Origin of the sequence: Rhodanobacter spathiphylli B39, from assembly GCF_000264295.1 — a bacterium.
GTDB classification, from domain to species: Bacteria; Pseudomonadota; Gammaproteobacteria; order Xanthomonadales; family Rhodanobacteraceae; genus Rhodanobacter; species Rhodanobacter spathiphylli.
On sequence record NZ_AJXT01000004.1, the window covers coordinates 189,006 to 205,387 of the forward strand.

Annotated in this window: 18 protein-coding genes; 12 read left to right on the forward strand and 6 right to left on the reverse strand. The window is 65.8% G+C overall.

Features of this window, described 5'->3' with window-relative positions:
* Positions 1 to 51: 51 nt before the first annotated feature.
* Genes UU7_RS01575 through asnS form a run of 4 tightly spaced genes read right to left on the reverse strand, consistent with a single transcriptional unit; the run spans position 52 to position 3,409 of the window.
* A complete protein-coding gene (locus UU7_RS01575) occupies positions 52 to 843 on the reverse strand; it encodes an SDR family NAD(P)-dependent oxidoreductase (protein WP_007804729.1) in 792 nt (263 codons plus the stop codon).
* Between the two features lie 16 nt (positions 844 to 859).
* The gene (locus tag UU7_RS01580) at positions 860 to 1,174 is read right to left on the reverse strand and encodes a hypothetical protein (RefSeq protein ID WP_007804731.1); all 315 of its coding nucleotides are present in this window, start codon (positions 1,172 to 1,174) and stop codon (positions 860 to 862) included.
* Positions 1,171 to 1,995: a MalM family protein gene (locus UU7_RS01585; RefSeq protein WP_007804733.1), complete on the reverse strand. Its 825-nt coding sequence runs from the start codon at positions 1,993 to 1,995 to the stop codon at positions 1,171 to 1,173. The genes UU7_RS01580 and UU7_RS01585 overlap by 4 nt, the downstream gene beginning before the upstream one ends.
* 13 nt (positions 1,996 to 2,008) lie before the next feature.
* Entirely contained in the window at positions 2,009 to 3,409 is a 1,401-nt protein-coding gene (gene asnS, locus UU7_RS01590; protein WP_007804735.1) for an asparagine--tRNA ligase, read from the reverse strand.
* 150 nt (positions 3,410 to 3,559) lie between these two features.
* On the opposite strand from asnS, the gene UU7_RS01595 reads away from it, so the two are divergent.
* The 7 genes from UU7_RS01595 (at position 3,560) to radA (ending at position 9,661) form a co-directional block, all read left to right on the forward strand.
* A complete protein-coding gene (locus tag UU7_RS01595) occupies positions 3,560 to 3,886 on the forward strand; it encodes a HesB/IscA family protein (RefSeq protein WP_007804736.1) in 327 nt (108 codons plus the stop codon).
* 209 nt (positions 3,887 to 4,095) lie between these two features.
* The gene (rpsF, locus tag UU7_RS01600) at positions 4,096 to 4,524 is read left to right on the forward strand and encodes a 30S ribosomal protein S6 (protein ID WP_007804738.1); all 429 of its coding nucleotides are present in this window, start codon (positions 4,096 to 4,098) and stop codon (positions 4,522 to 4,524) included.
* Positions 4,525 to 4,538: 14 nt separating this feature from the next.
* On the forward strand, positions 4,539 to 4,769 hold the full coding sequence (gene rpsR / locus UU7_RS01605; protein ID WP_007081973.1) for a 30S ribosomal protein S18: 231 nt from the start codon (positions 4,539 to 4,541) through the stop codon (positions 4,767 to 4,769).
* Between the two features lie 144 nt (positions 4,770 to 4,913).
* Positions 4,914 to 5,363, forward strand: coding sequence for a 50S ribosomal protein L9 (gene rplI, locus UU7_RS01610; protein ID WP_007804740.1), 450 nt, complete (start codon positions 4,914 to 4,916; stop codon positions 5,361 to 5,363).
* A 295-nt stretch (positions 5,364 to 5,658) separates the two neighbouring features.
* On the forward strand, positions 5,659 to 7,053 hold the full coding sequence (locus UU7_RS01615; protein WP_007804742.1) for a replicative DNA helicase: 1,395 nt from the start codon (positions 5,659 to 5,661) through the stop codon (positions 7,051 to 7,053).
* A gap of 19 nt (positions 7,054 to 7,072) precedes the next feature.
* Positions 7,073 to 8,161, forward strand: coding sequence for an alanine racemase (gene alr, locus UU7_RS01620; protein WP_007804744.1), 1,089 nt, complete (start codon positions 7,073 to 7,075; stop codon positions 8,159 to 8,161).
* A 114-nt stretch (positions 8,162 to 8,275) separates the two neighbouring features.
* A complete protein-coding gene (radA, locus tag UU7_RS01625; RefSeq protein ID WP_007804745.1) occupies positions 8,276 to 9,661 on the forward strand; it encodes a DNA repair protein RadA in 1,386 nt (461 codons plus the stop codon).
* 7 nt (positions 9,662 to 9,668) lie between these two features.
* Here the strand turns inward: radA and UU7_RS01630 are convergent, their stop codons facing one another.
* Positions 9,669 to 10,466: a cytochrome C assembly family protein gene (locus UU7_RS01630; protein WP_007804747.1), complete on the reverse strand. Its 798-nt coding sequence runs from the start codon at positions 10,464 to 10,466 to the stop codon at positions 9,669 to 9,671.
* 95 nt (positions 10,467 to 10,561) lie between these two features.
* Here UU7_RS01630 and ffh point away from each other — a divergent pair, with 95 nt between their 5' ends.
* The 5 genes from ffh to rplS all read left to right on the forward strand — a co-directional run bounded on the left by ffh (position 10,562) and on the right by rplS (position 14,169).
* A complete protein-coding gene (ffh, locus tag UU7_RS01635) occupies positions 10,562 to 11,944 on the forward strand; it encodes a signal recognition particle protein (protein WP_007804749.1) in 1,383 nt (460 codons plus the stop codon).
* 196 nt (positions 11,945 to 12,140) lie between these two features.
* Positions 12,141 to 12,395 (forward strand): 30S ribosomal protein S16, encoded by a 255-nt coding sequence (rpsP, locus tag UU7_RS01640; protein ID WP_007804750.1) that lies wholly within the window; start codon positions 12,141 to 12,143, stop codon positions 12,393 to 12,395.
* 2 nt (positions 12,396 to 12,397) lie between these two features.
* Positions 12,398 to 12,913 (forward strand): ribosome maturation factor RimM, encoded by a 516-nt coding sequence (gene rimM / locus UU7_RS01645; RefSeq protein ID WP_007804751.1) that lies wholly within the window; start codon positions 12,398 to 12,400, stop codon positions 12,911 to 12,913.
* Between the two features lie 35 nt (positions 12,914 to 12,948).
* Positions 12,949 to 13,722, forward strand: coding sequence for a tRNA (guanosine(37)-N1)-methyltransferase TrmD (gene trmD, locus UU7_RS01650; protein WP_007804752.1), 774 nt, complete (start codon positions 12,949 to 12,951; stop codon positions 13,720 to 13,722).
* Positions 13,723 to 13,764: 42 nt separating this feature from the next.
* A complete protein-coding gene (gene rplS / locus UU7_RS01655) occupies positions 13,765 to 14,169 on the forward strand; it encodes a 50S ribosomal protein L19 (RefSeq protein WP_007804753.1) in 405 nt (134 codons plus the stop codon).
* A gap of 106 nt (positions 14,170 to 14,275) precedes the next feature.
* On the opposite strand, the gene UU7_RS01660 is transcribed toward rplS, so the two are convergent.
* Positions 14,276 to 16,318 (reverse strand): EAL domain-containing response regulator, encoded by a 2,043-nt coding sequence (locus UU7_RS01660; RefSeq protein WP_007804754.1) that lies wholly within the window; start codon positions 16,316 to 16,318, stop codon positions 14,276 to 14,278.
* Positions 16,319 to 16,382: the final 64 nt, after the last annotated feature.

The window sequence follows — 16,382 nt, forward strand, 5'->3', positions numbered from 1 at the left end:
TGATTGCACCGGACGCCGGCGTATGCGCGACGTCCCGGGCGACCCGGTGGCTCAACTCAAGGCGCGGGTGCGACCGCCGTCCACGGCGATGCTGACGCCGTTGACGTAGGCGGCGGCCGGGGTGCACAGGAACGCGATCACCGCCGCCACCTCGCTGGCCTCGCCGAAGCGCCGGGCCGGAATGGTGGCGATCAGGCCTTGGGCAACTTCGTCTTCGCTCTGACCACTGGCCGCGGCTTTGGCGCCCAGCAGGCTGTCCAGCCGATCGGTGCGGGTGTAGCCAGGCAGTACGTTGTTGACGGTGATGCCATCGGCGGCCAGTTCGCCGGACAGGGTCTTGGCCCAGCCCGCCACCGCGGCGCGCACGGTGTTGGATACGCCCAGTCCCGCGATCGGTTCCTTCACCGAGGTGGAGATCACGTTGACGATGCGGCCATAGCCGCTCCCGCGCATGCCGGGCAGCAGTGCCTGCAGCAAGGTCTGCCCGGCCAGCAGGTGCTGGCGGAACGCGGTCTCGAAAGCCGTGTTGGTCGCGCTGCTGGCCAGGCCGCCCGGCGGGCCGCCGCTGTTGTTGATCAGGATGTGCACGGCTGAGGCGCTGGCAACTTCCGTGGCGGCGGTCTGCAAGGCCGCCGTATCCAGCATGTCGACGCCGCGCCATTGATGCCGCTGCCCCGCATGGTTGCGCGGCAATTGCGCGGCGAGCTGTTCGAGCTTGTCGACCGACCGCGCCAGCAGGGTGACGCTGGCGCCCAGTTCGGCCAGCTCGATTGCGGTCGCGCGACCAATGCCTTGCGAGGCGCCGCAGACCAGCGCGTGGCGTCCACCCAGATCCAGTTGCATGATCATTCTCCGCGAGTCAGTGCAGCCACAGGCGCATCGCCAGCGCGCCGAGCCAGCAGGCCCAGCCCAGCCACTGGCTGTATCGCCAGATTGCCCGCCAGCGGTTGATCGCCACATCGCCAAGCGCGGGCAGCGCCGGCGAGCGCAGCACCTGCTGCATGCTGGCCCAGGTGCGAAAGCCCGAGAGGCGGCCGCCGGCGGCGTCGGTGATGACGTGCCAATGCTGCGGGTAGCGCTGGCGCAGGAGTGCGGCGACGCGAAACGGGGCCACGTACGACAGCACGAACAGGCCGACGCCGCAGGCCAGCAGGCCGAGATAGAGGATGATCATGGCGGGCTGCTGTGGCGGCTGGCGTTGTCGCTGCCGGCCCAGGGCAGGGGCAGGGCGGTACGCAAGGTGTTCAGCACGCCATCGCCCTTCGCGGCCTTCTTGCACACCGCGTTGTCGAGCGCTTTCTCATACGTCTTGTTCATCAGGCCGACCCACAGGGTGCCGTCCGGGCCGTGCGGAATGCTGAAGCTGCCGGTGGAGTTCATCTGCAGCGAGGCGGCGGTCGAGGTGGAAATCGAGGCGGGCGACTGCTCCCAATAGGTCTTGCCGGATTGCTGCTCGGCCGAGCTGTAGACCAGCAGGTAGCGCGCCTTCGCGTTGTCGATCTTCAGACTGCCGAACGCACCGGTGGTTTCGTCGCTCCAGCCCATGTGTTCGCACAGGCCGATGTCTTCCGAACGCAGCGGCTGGAACGCCTCGTCCAGCAGCACGGCGGTGGGCGCGAACAGATAGCTGGCGTGCAGCCAGCGGCCGTTCAATTCCGATTTCAACGCGACCTGGTAGGGCAGCTTCACGCCGATCGGCAAACGGAAGGCCAGAAAGTAGCTCTGCGTGCCGTTGAGATTGGCGACCATGCTGCCGCTGCCCAGCACGAACTTCTGCGGTTCCCACGGCAACATGCTGCGGTAGGAGAAATCGGCAAAGCTGCTGCAGCAGGGGCTGGCCTGCATCAGTTGCGCCTGCGCCAGCTTCAGCGCGTCGCCGGTGTTCTCCGACGGCGGGCGCAGGTTGGGCGGCAGCAGGGACTTGGCCGTGTGGCAGCCGCCCAGCAGGACGCTGAAAAACAGTGCGGCGATGAGGGCGGGGAGTCGAAGCTGCATGGCGAGGGTTTGCTCAGAATTCCGCCGTGCCGGCGGCGCGGGGGTAGGGGATGGCATCGCGGATGTTGGCCAGGCCGCAGATGTAGACCAGCAGGCGCTCGAAACCGAGGCCGAAGCCGGCATGCGGCACCGTGCCATAGCGGCGCAGGTCGCGATACCAGCCGTAGCTGGCCGGGTCCAGGCCGAACTGCACCATGCGACGATCGAGGTAGTCGAGTCGCTCCTCGCGCTGGCTGCCGCCGATGATCTCGCCGATGCCCGGCGCCAGCACGTCCATCGCCGCCACGGTTTTCTCGTCGTCGTTCAGGCGCATGTAGAAAGCCTTGATCGCCTCGGGGTAGTTCATTACGACCACCGGGCGGCCGATATGTTTCTCGGCCAGGTAGCGCTCGTGCTCGGTCTGCAGGTCGATGCCCCAGGCAACCGGGTATTCGAATTTCTCCCCCGATTTCTTCAGGATCTCGATCGCATCGGTGTAGTCGATGCGTTCAAAGGGCTTGGCGATGAACGCTTCCATCCGGCTGATCGCGTCCGGCTGCACGCGTTCGGCGAAGAACGCCATGTCATCGGCGCGTTCGTCCAGCACGGCCGTGAAGATCGCCTTGAGGAAGGCTTCGGCGCAGTCCGCGTCGGCGGTGAGGTCGGCGAAGGCGATCTCCGGCTCGACCATCCAGAACTCGGCCAGATGGCGCGCGGTGTTGGAATTTTCGGCGCGGAAGGTGGGACCGAAGGTATAGACCTTGCTCATCGCCAGGCAGTACGCCTCGACGTTGAGCTGGCCGGACACGGTGAGGAACGCCTCGCGGCCGAAGAAATCCTTGCGGAAGTCGATCTTGCCCTCGGGCGTGCGCGGCAGATTGGCCAAGTCCAGGGTGGACAGCCGGAACATGTCGCCGGCGCCTTCGGCGTCGGAGGTGGTGATGATCGGCGTGTTGATCCAGAAGAAGCCCTGCTCGGTGAGATGGCGATGGATCGCCGTCATCATCGTGTGCCGCACCCGGGTCACCGCGCCGAACAGGTTGGTGCGCGGACGCAGGTGGGCAACCTCGCGCAGGAACTCCATCGAATGCTGCTTGGGCTGGATCGGGTAGGTTTCCGGGTCGTCGACCAGGCCGGTGACGATCACCTCGTCCGCCTGCACCTCGAAGCTCTGGCCCTTGCCCTGCGAAGCAACCAGGGTGCCGCTGACGATCACGCCGGCGCCGGCAGTGAGGTGCTTCACCTCGCTTTCGTAGTTGCCCAGGGTCGCCGGGACCACCGCCTGGATCGGATCGAAGCAGGAGCCGTCGGTGACGTTGACGAAGGACAGGCCGGCCTTGGAATCGCGGCGCGTGCGCACCCAGCCACGCACGGTCACCGTGCTGCCGGCTTCGAGCTTGCCGGAAAGAGCCTGCTTCACACTGACCACGGCCATCGGTTGAAACTCCTGCTGCCACGCCGCATCTGGACGTGTAATGGGTGAGTGCTCCCTCCACGGCGGCGCCTGGGAGCAAACCGCCATGATAATGTAGCTGCCGCCCGTGCTGCGACTTTCCGGGTCATCTCCGAGGTTCGATCTGCCACCATGAGCATCACCATCACTTCCGCCGCCAACGAGCGCATGCGCCACTTCCTGGCGGCTACGCCGACCGCTGCCGGTGTGCGCTTCGGCGTCAAGCGCACCGGCTGCTCCGGCTTCGCCTACGTGGTGGACCTGGCCGAGTCGATGGGCGAGGGGGATCGCGTGGTCGAGGTCGACGGCCTGCCGCTGATCGTCGACGACAAGAGTCTGGCGCTGGTCGACGGCACCGTGATCGACTTCCAGCGGCAGGGCCTGAATGCCAGCTTCGTGTTCCACAACCCGAACGCCACCGGCGCCTGCGGCTGTGGCGAGAGCTTCACGGTCAGCTGAGACAGGCCAGGGGCTGCGTCTGACTGGCGGGTTCCCGCGCTGTACCCGGCGCCAGCCCTGTTTCATCAATGACTTGCACGGGCCTCCGTCGGCACCGTACAATTCCGCTTCTGTCCGCACCCCAACCGGCGCCGGCAGGACACTTGCCTCACCGCAACGGCGGGAGGCTGCGAGGCCGCAAGGCCGCATCCACAAGGAGTCAACCCACAATGACCCTGCGTCATTACGAAGTTGTGTTCATGGTCCATCCGGACCAGAGCGAGCAGGTCCCCGCGATGCTCGAGCGCTACAAGGCGCTGATCGAGACCGACGGCGGCAAGATCCACCGCCTGGAAGACTGGGGCCGCCGTCAGCTGGCCTATCCGATCGTCAACCTGGCCAAGGCACATTACGTGCTGCTCAACATCGAAGTCAGCCAGAACGCGCTGAACGAGCTGGAGTCGGGCTTCCGCTTCAACGACGCCGTGCTGCGCCATCTGGTGGTTCGTCGTGACGAGGCCGACATCGAGCCGTCCTTCATCCTGAAGTCGAAGGAAAAGGATGACGCCAAGTCCACCCGTCGTCGCGACGACGAGGGTGATGGCGAAGGCCGCGGCGGTCGTGACGACCGCGACAACGATCGCGACAGCGACGACTGATCAGGAGCACAGCCATGTCCAAGTTTTTCCGCCGCCGCAAGTTCTGCCGCTTCACTGCCGAAGACGTGAAGGAGATCGACTACAAGGATCTCAACACCCTGCGCCAGTACGTCACCGAGAACGGCAAGATCGTGCCGAGCCGCATCACCGGCACCAAGGCGCGCTACCAGCGCCAGCTGGCCACCGCGATCAAGCGCGCCCGCTTCCTGTCGCTGCTGCCGTACACCGACAACCACGACGTCTAAGACACGTCAGGGGCGGGGAGCAGGAAACGGGGAACGTTGGCATCGCGCCAGCCTTTCCGTTCCCCGATCCCCGATCCCAGCTCTTCGGACACCCGTCCTCTGGCTGCGCCGGGCCACACCGGCGCTAACGAAAAGAGAAGCATCATGGAACTCATTCTTCTGCAGAAAGTCCGCAACCTCGGCACGCTCGGTGACAAGGTCACCGTGAAGCCGGGCTACGGCCGCAACTTCCTCCTGCCGCAGGGCAAGGCCGTTCGCGTCAACGCCGCCAACCTGGCTGCGTTCGAGCAGCGTCGTGCCGAGTACGAAGCCAAGGCCAACACCGCCTTGTCCGAGGCCGAAGCACGCAAGGCCAAGCTGGCCGACGCGTCGGTGACGATCACCGCGCACGCCAGTGCCGAAGGCAAGCTGTTCGGTTCGGTCGGCCCGCGTGACATCGCCGAGGCGCTGACCACCGCAGGTCACGAAGTTCACAAGAACGAAGTGATCCTGGGCGAAGGTCCGCTGCGCAACACCGGCGAATTCGACGTCGTAATCAGCCTGCATGCCGACGTCCAGACCACCGCCAAGGTGATCGTGGTCGGCGACAAGTAAGTTCCGGATCATCGGACAGGCACCGGGCGCCGCGAGGCGCCCGTTTGCTTTTGAGGGGCAGGGAGTCGGAACGGGCAATGGGGAATGGCGACAGCCAGACCGCCGTGGCTCCTTGGCTCTTTCCGAAGCGCCGATCCCCGCCCTCCAGCCTTATCCCCATCCATCCCCAGCTTATCCACAGACTTGTTGTCTCGACGGGCGAGACGCCGCCGCGCATGATGGTGTCGGTATGAGCAGCCACGAAGGGTCGGCGCATTGCAGGCCGCCCGTGGGGCAATTCTCCTGAGGTCAGTCCATGTCTTTCGTGCCCGAACGCAAACCTTCCTCTCCGGCCATCGAGGCGTTGCGGGTGCCGCCGCATTCCATCGATGCGGAGCAGGCGGTGCTGGGCGGCCTGATGCTGGCGCCGGACGCGCTGGACAAGGTGGCCGACCGGCTGGCCGAGGATGATTTCTATCGCAAGGACCACCGGCTGATCTGGCGTGCGATCAACGAGCTGGCGAACAAGGGCATGCCGTGCGACGCGGTGACCCTGGGTGACTGGTTCGAGAGCAATGGCCTGGCCGAGATGGTCGGCGGCGCCGGCTACCTGATCGAGCTGGCCAACAGCACGCCCAGCGCGGCCAACATCGCGGCCTATGCCGAGATCGTGCGCGAGAAGTCGGTGATGCGCCAGTTGATCGACGCGGGCACCTCGATCACCGAGGACGGCTACCGGCCCGAAGGCAAGAGCGTGCAGGAAGTGCTGGAAAGCGCCGAGCAGCGGGTTTTCCACATCGCCGAATCCGGCGCACGGGGCAAGAAGGATTCCGTCTCGATGCGCGAGGCGGTGAAGGACGCGTTCCGCCTGCTCACCGAGCGCTACGAGAACCGCGGTCAGCTCACCGGCATTTCCACCGGCTTCGTCGATCTGGACAACCTCACTTCCGGACTGCAACCGTCGGATCTGATCATCGTGGCGGCGCGCCCCTCGATGGGCAAGACCGCGTTCTCCGTGAATATCGCCGAGGCCGCCGCAATGCGCGGCAAGAAGGCGGTGGTGATCTTCTCGATGGAAATGTCCTCGTCGCAGCTGGCGTTCCGCCTGATTTCGTCGGTCGGACGCATCCACCAGCAGCACCTGCGCAACGGCACGCTGGAGGAGGAGGACTGGCCGCGCGTCTCCAACGCGATCGCCCTGTTGTCCGAGGCCAAGATATTCATCGACGACACGCCCGGCCTGTCGCCGGTGGAACTGCGCTCGCGCGCGCGCCGCCTGCACCGCGAGCACGGCGGGCTGGGCCTGATCGTGATCGATTACCTGCAGCTGATGCAGGTGCCCGGCAACAAGGAGAATCGCGCCACCGAAATTTCAGAAATTTCGCGTTCACTGAAGGGACTTGCCAAGGAGCTGAACGTGCCGGTGATCGCCCTGTCGCAGTTGAACCGCTCGCTGGAACAGCGAGCGGACAAGCGTCCGATGATGTCCGACCTGCGCGAATCCGGCGCCATCGAGCAGGACGCCGACGTGATCATGTTCATCTACCGCGACGAGTACTACAACAAGGAATCGCCGGACAAGGGCATGGCCGAGATCATCATCGGCAAGCAGCGCAACGGCCCCACCGATACCTGCAAGCTGACCTTCCTCGGTCACTACACCAAGTTCGAGAACTACGCCCCGGATTCGTTCGTCGGTTCATTCGATTGATGCTGCGCTTCCGTCCACGATGAGCCGCGCCACCGTTGCCACCATCCATCTCGGTGCCTTGCGTCACAACCTGGCGCGGCTGAAGGCGCTGGCTGCGCCGGCGCAGGTGATGGCCGTGGTCAAGGCCGATGCCTACGGGCATGGACTGGAACGGGTCGCACGTGCGCTCGACAGCGAGGCCGATGCCTTCGCCGTGGCGGCGCTCGGTGATGGCCTGCGCCTGCGCGCTGCCGGACACCGCCAGCGCATCGTGGTGCTGTCCGGTCCGGACAGCGCCAGTGACATCGCCGAGATGCAGCGGCTCCAGCTGGAGGCGGCGATCCATCATGACGTCCAGTTGCAGTGGCTGGCCGGGGCCGACGCCGCGCGCGGACGCCTGCGCGTCTGGTTGAAGGTCGACAGCGGCATGCACCGGCTCGGCTTCGCGCCCGCACGGGTGGCTGAGGTGCACGCGCGGCTGGCCTCGATGACGGGTGTCGATCCGGAAATCGGCCTGCTGACCCACTTCTCCGACTCCGAAGTGTTCGGTGGCGGGCAGACGGCAGCCCAGGTCGCGTGTTTCAACCGGGCCACGCAGATGTTCGGCGGCCCACGTTCGCTGTCCAATTCCGCCGCCGTGCTCGGCTGGCCCGAGGCGCGCGGTGACTGGGTGCGCACGGGCGGCCTGCTTTACGGCTTGTCCGTCGTGGAAGGCAGCAGCGGCGAAGACTTCGGCTTCCGTCCCGCCATGACGCTCTCCACGCGGCTGATTGCGATCAACCGCATCGGCAAGGGCGAGCGCATCGGCTACAACGGCACTTGGACCTGTCCCGAAGACATGCCGATCGGCGTCGCCGCCGTCGGCTACGGCGATGGCTACCCGCGCAGTGCCGCCGCGGGCACGCCGGTACTGGTCGGTGATCGACGGGTGCCGCTGATCGGCCGCGTCTCGATGGACCTGATCACCCTGGACCTGCGCAGCGTGCCGGGGGCGAAGATCGGTGATCGCGTGGTGCTGTGGGGACCGGAGCTGCCGGTGGAAATCATCGCCGCGCAATCGGCCACGATTTCCTATGACCTCACCTGCGGCATGACGCGCCGGGTGCTGTTCGTCGAAGACGAGCATTGATCGATCGGTCCGCGTTCGAAGACGAAGGCTGACAGCGTGGCGCGCGTTGCCGTCTCGCGGTTTGCGATGGCCGCAGGCTAAGCTTCCCGCATCGCATCCCGCTGGAAAACTTTCATGGCCAAGGCCAAGACCGCCTACGTCTGCACCGAATGCGGCGCCGAGCACAGCAAGTGGCAGGGCCAATGCATCGAGTGCGGGGTGTGGAACACGCTCAGTGCGATCGTGCTGGAGCCGGCCACGGCGGGCAAGTCGTCGGTGGGTGCGCAGCGTTCCAGCTATGCCGGCGCTGCTGCCGGCTCGCCGAAGATCACGCCGTTGACGGAGGTGATGTCGACCACCGAGGCGCGCACGCTGACCGGCATCGGCGAACTCGACCGCGTATTGGGCGGCGGGCTGGTGCAGGGTTCAGTGGTGCTGATCGGCGGCGATCCCGGCATCGGCAAATCGACCCTGTTGCTGCAGGTGCTGGGCACCCTGGGCCTGCAGTTGCCCAGCGTCTACGTCACCGGCGAGGAATCGCTGGCGCAGGTCGCCTCGCGGGCGCAACGCCTGGGCCTGTCGCTGGACCCCTTGCGGGCGCTGGCCGAGACCTGCATCGAACGCATCCTCGAGCAGGCGATGACGACCCGGCCGAAGGTATTGGTGATCGATTCGATCCAGACCATCTGGACCGAGCTGCTCACCGCGGCACCCGGCTCGGTGTCGCAGGTGCGCGAGTCCGCGGCCAAGCTCACCCGCTTCGCCAAGGAGACCGGCACGTCGGTGTTCCTGGTCGGTCACGTCACCAAGGAGGGCGGCATCGCCGGCCCTCGCGTGCTCGAGCACATGGTCGATGCGGTGCTGTACTTCGAGGGCGAATCGGGCAGCCGCTTCCGCGTGCTGCGCGCGTTCAAGAACCGCTTCGGCGCCGTCAACGAACTGGGCGTGTTCGCGATGTCGGACAAGGGGCTGCGCGAGGTGCCCAACCCGTCGGCGATCTTCCTGTCCTCGCATGCTGGGCCGACCTCGGGCAGCGCGGTGATGGTCACCCGCGAAGGCACCCGGCCGCTGCTGGTCGAGGTGCAGGCGCTGGTGGACCAGTCCTCGCTGGGCAATCCGCGCCGGGTCACGCTGGGACTGGAGCAGAACCGCCTGGCGATGCTGCTGGCCGTGCTGCATCGGCACGGCGGCGTGGCCGCGTACGACCAGGACGTGTTCGTCAACGTGGTGGGCGGCATTCGCGTGCAGGAAACCGCGGCCGACCTGCCGGTGCTGCTGGCGGTGCTGTCCAGCTTGCGCGATCGGCCGTTGCCCGAGCACATGATCACGTTCGGCGAGGTGGGACTGTCTGGCGAGATCCGCCCGGTGCCCAATGGCGAGGAACGCCTGAAGGAGGCGGCGCATCACGGATTCAGGCGTGCCATCGTGCCGAAGGCCAACACGCCGAAGAACGGCAGGGTCGGCGAGATGGAGGTGGTGGGTGTAGAGCGTCTGAGCGAGGCGATCGACGCCTGCCGTTGAGCGCGGTCTATACCGGGCGGTGCAACACCAGCTCCAGCACCGCCTTGCTGCCGAAGAACGCCAATACCAGCACGGCCATGCCGATCAGGGTCAGGTTCACCGCGCGCGAGCCGCGCCAGCCATGCCGCCAGCGTCCGTAAAGCAGCACGCCGAAGACCAGCCACGCCACGATGGACAGCACGGTCTTGTGCACCAGGTGCTGGCCGAACAGGTTGTCGACGAACAGCACGCCGGTCAGCAGGGTCAGCGAAAGCAGCACGAAGCCGGCGCTGATCAGGCGGAACAGCAGGGTTTCGGTCAGCGTCAGCGGCGGCAATGCGCGCAACCAGCGGCCGAACTGGCGATGCCGCAAGGCCCGTTCCTGAATGGCCAGGAGGATCGCCAGCACGGCGGCGATCGACAGCACGCCAAAGGCGACCAGCGCCACCGTGACATGCAGCTTGATCTGCCAGTCCATCGACTGTGGCAGGGTGGGCGGGGCCAGGAAGCTGTCCACCGCCACCAGGGCAGCGGTCAGCGGAAACACGATGACGCCCAGCGCGGCGACCGGGCGCGAGGCATTCACCAGCAAGGTCAGCGCAGAGACGACGAAGGCGACCAGGGACAGGGCGGCGAAGAAATGCAGGTCCAGCGCGCCTCGGTGAATGCCGAGCAGGATGCCGGCATGCAGCAACACGGCCACCCCGGCCAGGCCAAGTGCCAACCGGTTCAGCGGCTGGCCGCTGCCCAGCAGCGGACGGGCGAGCACCCCCGCCGCGGCGAGGTAGAGCACGATGGCGATCAGTGCAAGCAGGTGTGTGGTCATAGCCCGGCAGTGTCGCACAGGCCCTTGCCGGCTTGCATGCCAAGCTGGTCGCCGCGTCCGTTATAATCGGCCCTTTCCCGTTTGCCGGTTCCGCCATGTTCGAGTCACTCAGCCAACGTCTTTCCACCACCATCAACCGCCTGCGTGGCCGCGGCCGGCTGACCGAGGAGAACATCCGCGAAGCGCTGCGCGAAGTGCGCATCGCGCTGCTTGAGGCGGACGTGGCGCTGCCGGTGGTGCAGGCGCTGATCCAGCGGATCAAGGTGCGCGCGGTCGGTCAGGACGTGGTCAAGAGCCTGTCGCCGGGCCAGGCACTGATCAAGGTGGTCAGCGACGAGCTGACGGTGGTGATGGGGGCGGCCAACAGCGAGCTGAATCTGGCCCAGCAGCCTCCGGCGGTGGTCCTGATGGCTGGCCTGCAGGGCGCCGGCAAGACCACCACGGTGGCGAAGCTGGCGCGGCTGCTGACCGAGCGCAAGAAGAAAAAGGTGATGGTGGTCAGCTGCGACGTCTACCGTCCGGCGGCGATCGAGCAGTTGCGGACGCTGGCCGAGCAGGTCGGGGTGAAGTTCTTCCCGTCCGAGGCGGGTCAGGACCCGGTGGCTATCGCGAAGGCCGCCGTGGCCGCGGCGCGCCGCGAAGTGGTCGACGTGCTGATCGTCGACACCGCCGGTCGCCTGCACGTGGACGAGGCGATGATGGCCGAGATCAAGGCCTTGCATGCCGCGATCACCCCGATCGAGACCCTGTTCGTGGTCGACTCGATGACCGGCCAGGATGCTGCCAACACGGCCAAGGCATTCAACGAGGCGCTGCCGCTGACCGGCGTGGTGCTGACCAAGACCGACGGTGATGCCCGCGGTGGCGCTGCGCTGTCGGTGCGCTACGTCACCGGCAAGCCGATCAAGTTCCTGGGCGCCGGCGAAAAGAGCGACGCGCTGGAACCGTTCCATCCCGATCGCCTTGCCCAGCGCATCCTCGGCATGGGCGACGTGCTGTCGCTGGTCGAGGAAGTCGAGCGCAAGGTCGATCAGGACAAGGCGCAGAAGCTCGCCCAGAAGGTGATGAAGGGCAAGCGCTTCGACCTGAACGACATGAAGGACCAGCTGGAGCAGATGGGCAACATGGGCGGTCTGGCCGGCCTGATGGACAAACTGCCTGGCGTTTCGAGCCTGCCGGACAGCGTCAAGTCCAAGGTCAACGACGGCGAGATGAACAAGATGATCGCCATCATCAATTCGATGACCAAGAAGGAACGCCGTCATCCCGATCTGCTGAACGGCTCCCGTCGCGCCCGCGTGGCGCGCGGGTCCGGTACCCAGCCGGCCGACGTCAACCGGGTGCTGAAGCAGTACATGCAGATGGAAAAAATGATGTCCAAGCTGTCCAAGGGCGGCACCAAGGGCCTGATGCGCCAGATGCGCGGGGCCATGAAGGGCATGGGCGGCATGGGCGGCGGTCTGCCTCCGATGCGCTGAGGGCGGGAAGTGAGTGAAGAGGAGTGAGAAATGAGAGAAGTGCGCCGGAGCTGCTGCTTTCTCTCTCTTCTCACTCCTCTCCACTCACCTTTGCCCCAAAACTCTTCCCTTTTCCCGAAAAACCGCTAAAATGCCCCGTTTACCGCGCACGGCTCTCGTGTGCCTGCCGCCGGTTCGGCAATTCTGGAGTTTTACCATGGTCAAGATTCGTCTTTCGCGCGGTGGCGCCAAGGGCCGTCCGTTCTACCACGTCGTCGTGACCGATCAGCGCAACAAGCGCGACGGCCGCAACATCGAGAGCGTCGGTTATTACAACCCGGTTGCGTCGGGCAAGGACAAGCGCCTTGAGCTGAACGTCGAGCGCGTGAAGGAATGGGTTGGCAAGGGCGCCCAGCTGACCGACAAGGTCGCTGCCCTGGTCAAGGAAGCCGGCAAGCAGCAGGCTGCCTGAACGTGACCACGGCCGGTCGACGCGTCCTGATCGGGCGCATCGTCGGCCTGTATGGCGTGCAGGGCTGGCTCAAGATCGAATCCTGGGCCGAGCCGCGCATGCGGATCTTCGACTACCAGCCGTGGCTGCTCGGTGCAGCGCCCGGTGCGGAGCTGGAGATCACCGGAGCGAAGGGTCGCCTCCAGGGCAAGGGCATGGTGGCCCAGTTGCCCGGGATCGACGATCGGGAAAAGGCGGCGGCGCTGATCGGTACCGACATCCATGTCGCCCGTGAGCAGCTGCCCCCTCCGGCGAAAGACGAGTATTACTGGGTCGATCTCGAGGGACTCGAGGTCGTCACCACGCAGGATGTGCAGCTGGGGCGGGTGAGTCACCTGTTCGCCACGGGTGCCAACGATGTGGTGGTGGTCCGGGACGGTGCGCGCGAGCGCCTGATTCCCTTCATCCAGGGTTCGTATGTGCGTTCGGTGGACTTGTCCGCAGGGCGCATGGTGGTGGACTGGGATCCCGAATTCTGACGTCGCCGTTTTTGCGGACCAAAGGATCAAGGATCATGCGCATCGACGTCGTCAGCCTGTTTCCCGACTTCGTGCGCCAGTGTGCCGAGGTCGGTGTGGTGGGACGCGCGCAGCAGCGCAAGCTGCTCCAGGTGGAAACCTGGAACCCGCGCGACCATGCCATCGACAGGCATCGCAGCGTGGACAGCAGCTCGTATGGCGGCGGTCCGGGCATGGTGATGATGATCGAGCCCTTGCGCACGACCTTGCAGGCCATGCGCGAGGCGGCACCGGAGCCGGTGCATCTGGTTTATCTCAGTCCGCAGGGAGCGCGGCTGACGCAGGGCAGGGTGGAGGCGCTGGCGAAACTGCCGCGCATCGGCCTGCTCTGTGGGCGTTACGAAGGTGTGGACGAGCGTCTGCTGGCGCACGAGGTCGACGAGGAGCTTTCCATCGGCGATTATGTGCTGTCCGGCGGCGAGCTCGCCGCGGCGGTGATCATCGACGCGGTGGGGCGCTTGCAGGATGGCGCGTTGAACGACGCGGCGTCGGCCGAGCAGGATTCATTCTCGAATGGATTGCTCGATTGCCCGCACTATGCAAAACCGGTGCAGGATGCACTGGGTTCGGTACCGGAAGTGTTGCTGTCCGGTGACCATGCGGCGATTGCCCGCTGGCGCCTCAAGCAATCGCTGGGACGGACCTGGTTGCGCCGCCCGGACTTGTTGTCACGGCATGGACTGGATGCAGTTTCCCGGGCCTTGCTGGATGAATTCCGTCGTGAACATTCCCTGCGGGGACAACCACGGCAAGACGATGCGGCCGAATGACCGCAACATTGCTTTCGATTTAAGTGAACCGACAGGTGCGCCATGAACAAGATCATTGAACAGTTTGAATCCGAGCAGATCACCCGCCAGCTGCCGGAATTCGGCCCCGGCGACACCGTAGTCGTGAACGTCAAGGTGAAGGAAGGCAATCGCGAGCGCGTGCAGGCTTTCGAGGGCATCGTCATCGCCCGTCGCAGCCGCGGCCTGCATTCGGCCTTCACCGTGCGCAAGATCTCGCACGGCACCGGCGTGGAGCGGGTGTTCCAGGCGCACAGCCCGGCCATCGACTCGGTGTCGGTCAAGCGCAAGGGCAAGGTTCGCGGCGCCAAGCTGTATTACCTGCGCGGCCTGGAAGGCAAGGCTGCGCGCATCAAGGAAGACGTGGCCGCCGCCGCTGCCGCCAAGGCGAACGCCAAGGCCGCCGCTGCTGCCGCCGCCGCCGAGTAATTCCGGCACTGCGCGGTTGCGCTTGAAAAACCCGCGGATCACTCCGCGGGTTTTTTGTTGCCTGCCGTCTGCGCGGGCTCGCCGGGCGCCCCGGTGAGCGCCAGCATCAGTCCAGCCGCTGCGGGATCTGCAGGAAGTTGCCCTGCACGAAGTCCACCCCACAGGCGAACAGCAGCGAGGTGCTGGTCGCGTCCTCGACCCATTCGGCAATCGTCTGGCGCTTCAATTCGTGAGCCTGCTGGCAGATCTCGGTGATCTTCTTCTGGCTTTCCGGGTGCTGCGGTAGATCGGCCATGTAGCTGCGGTCGATCTTCAGATAGTCCGCATCGATGTGGTTGAGCAGCTGGAACGAGTTGAGGCCTGAACCGAACTGCTCCAGTGCAAAGCGTCCGCCGATCTTCTTCCAGCCCTTGAGGAACTCCTGCGCCGGGCGCAGCAGGGTCATGATCTTGCTTTCCGTCATCTCCAACACCAGCTGACCGCGCTTCAGCCCCGCCTGTCCCAGCCGCTGGCCCAGCCATGGCAGCAGGCTTTCATCCTGCAGCGAGGCGGCCGTGAGCTTGACGAAGAAGGTGGTCTGCTGGCCCTGCTTTTCGCGTTGCTGCAGGGCCGTGATGGCCTGGTCGAGCACCCAGCGGTCGATGGCTGCGGTGAGGTTGTGCTTTTCGGCGATCGGCATGAAGAAGCCAGGCAGCACCTCGCCCTGCGGACCGTTCATGCGCAGCAGGATCTCGGAATACTCGCCCTCGACGTCCTGCAGGCTGATCGTCTGCTGGTGATACAGCACCAGTCCCTCCCCGGTCAGCGCCTTCTGCAGCAGTTCCAGCCAGTGACGATCCTTTTCCGCATCCGCCTTCTCGCGTGCCGCCGGGTCGTGCAGCTCCACCTGGCTGCCACCCAGGCTCTGCGCCGTGCGCAAGGCATGGCTGGCCTGGTTGAGCAGCGATTCCGCGTTGGCGTTCTTCTCGCCGAGCAGGCTGCCGCCCACGCTGGCGGTGACCGTGATCGAACGGCTGCCGGCGTCGAAGATCTCGCTGCTGATGCTGTGTTGCAGCTTGGCGATCCACTCGCGGACATCGTCGTCGGTGCGTGAATCGAGCAGCACGCCCAGGGTGTGTTCGGCCAGCATGCCGGCCACGTCGTCCGCTCCCAGCAGCATGCGGATGCGGTCGGCGAAGCCGGACAGCAGCTCGTCGGCCTTGCCCAGGCCGATGCCGCTGACCAGCGAGGCCCAGTTGTCCGGTTCGATCAGCAGCAGTGACTGCCCCTTCTTGCCCTTGGCTGCGGCGGTGACCGCATCGTCCACCTGCGCCAGCATGTGCGAGCGGTTGTACAGCCCGGTCACCGGGTCGCGCTGCAGCTGCTCCATCACGGCAGGGTCGACCATCTGGCGGCGGAACACGATCTGCAGGCAGCGCTCGCCCTCGAACGTGGCGGGGGTGAACTCGACCGTGGCGTCGAAGCGGGTCTCGTCGGCGCGGCGCGCGCGCAGGGTGAGCTGCGCGGGGAACTTGCCCTGGTGCGCCTGCCCCTTGAGCAGCGCCTTCATCTCGTCGGCGTTCGCCGCGTCGACCATGTCCAGCAGCGGCAGGCCGAGCAGGTCGTCGAAGCTGTCGTAGCCGAAGGTGTCCAGATAGGACTGGTTGGCACGCACGTGCATGCCTTCGTGGACGTAGGCGATCGCATCGGTGGATGAGTCCAGCAGGGCGTCGCAGCGGCGCTCGGTCTCGCGCAGCGCGGTGTGCAGCCAGCGAACCTGGCGGCGCGTCTGCAGGGCATCGAACTCGCGCTTGAGCACGGCGATCAGCTGCTTCGGATGGTTTCGCGAGGCGACCCCGCGGGCGCCATGCACGAACAGGTCGGCGACCTGTTCGCTTTCCATCTCGTTGACCAGGGCCAGCAGCGAAAAGTCGCGTCCATACGCGTCCAGCACCTTCATCGCCTCGTCCAGGCTGATCGTGGTGACGGCCGGGTCGAACATCACCAGATCCGGCTCCAGCTCGTTCACCGCCGCCTGCATCTGCTCGACATTGGTGGCGCGTGCGGGCCGCACGGCGATGCCGCTGTTGCGCAGCAGGCTGATGATCTGTTCGGCCTCTTCGAGCGAGCTTTCGACGAAGAGAATCTTGATGACGTATTCTTTTTTCATGGGGCGTGCGGCAGTCCGGTGGTCATCGCGGGCGGTTCGGGGGTCGGACATGGCCTTCTTCGGC

Bases quoted from the DNA above. Each gene is read 5' to 3' on its own strand.
- UU7_RS01575 (WP_007804729.1), bottom strand. From the start codon at position 843: ATGCAACTGGATCTGGGTGGACGCCACGCGCTGGTCTGCGGCGCCTCG.
- UU7_RS01580 (WP_007804731.1), bottom strand. From the start codon at position 1,174: ATGATCATCCTCTATCTCGGCCTGCTGGCCTGCGGCGTCGGCCTGTTC.
- UU7_RS01585 (WP_007804733.1), bottom strand. From the start codon at position 1,995: ATGCAGCTTCGACTCCCCGCCCTCATCGCCGCACTGTTTTTCAGCGTC.
- asnS (WP_007804735.1), bottom strand. From the start codon at position 3,409: ATGGCCGTGGTCAGTGTGAAGCAGGCTCTTTCCGGCAAGCTCGAAGCC.
- UU7_RS01595 (WP_007804736.1), top strand. From the start codon at position 3,560: ATGAGCATCACCATCACTTCCGCCGCCAACGAGCGCATGCGCCACTTC.
- rpsF (WP_007804738.1), top strand. From the start codon at position 4,096: ATGACCCTGCGTCATTACGAAGTTGTGTTCATGGTCCATCCGGACCAG.
- rpsR (WP_007081973.1), top strand. From the start codon at position 4,539: ATGTCCAAGTTTTTCCGCCGCCGCAAGTTCTGCCGCTTCACTGCCGAA.
- rplI (WP_007804740.1), top strand. From the start codon at position 4,914: ATGGAACTCATTCTTCTGCAGAAAGTCCGCAACCTCGGCACGCTCGGT.
- UU7_RS01615 (WP_007804742.1), top strand. From the start codon at position 5,659: ATGTCTTTCGTGCCCGAACGCAAACCTTCCTCTCCGGCCATCGAGGCG.
- alr (WP_007804744.1), top strand. From the start codon at position 7,073: ATGAGCCGCGCCACCGTTGCCACCATCCATCTCGGTGCCTTGCGTCAC.
- radA (WP_007804745.1), top strand. From the start codon at position 8,276: ATGGCCAAGGCCAAGACCGCCTACGTCTGCACCGAATGCGGCGCCGAG.
- UU7_RS01630 (WP_007804747.1), bottom strand. From the start codon at position 10,466: ATGACCACACACCTGCTTGCACTGATCGCCATCGTGCTCTACCTCGCC.
- ffh (WP_007804749.1), top strand. From the start codon at position 10,562: ATGTTCGAGTCACTCAGCCAACGTCTTTCCACCACCATCAACCGCCTG.
- rpsP (WP_007804750.1), top strand. From the start codon at position 12,141: ATGGTCAAGATTCGTCTTTCGCGCGGTGGCGCCAAGGGCCGTCCGTTC.
- trmD (WP_007804752.1), top strand. From the start codon at position 12,949: ATGCGCATCGACGTCGTCAGCCTGTTTCCCGACTTCGTGCGCCAGTGT.
- rplS (WP_007804753.1), top strand. From the start codon at position 13,765: ATGAACAAGATCATTGAACAGTTTGAATCCGAGCAGATCACCCGCCAG.
- UU7_RS01660 (WP_007804754.1), bottom strand. From the start codon at position 16,318: ATGAAAAAAGAATACGTCATCAAGATTCTCTTCGTCGAAAGCTCGCTC.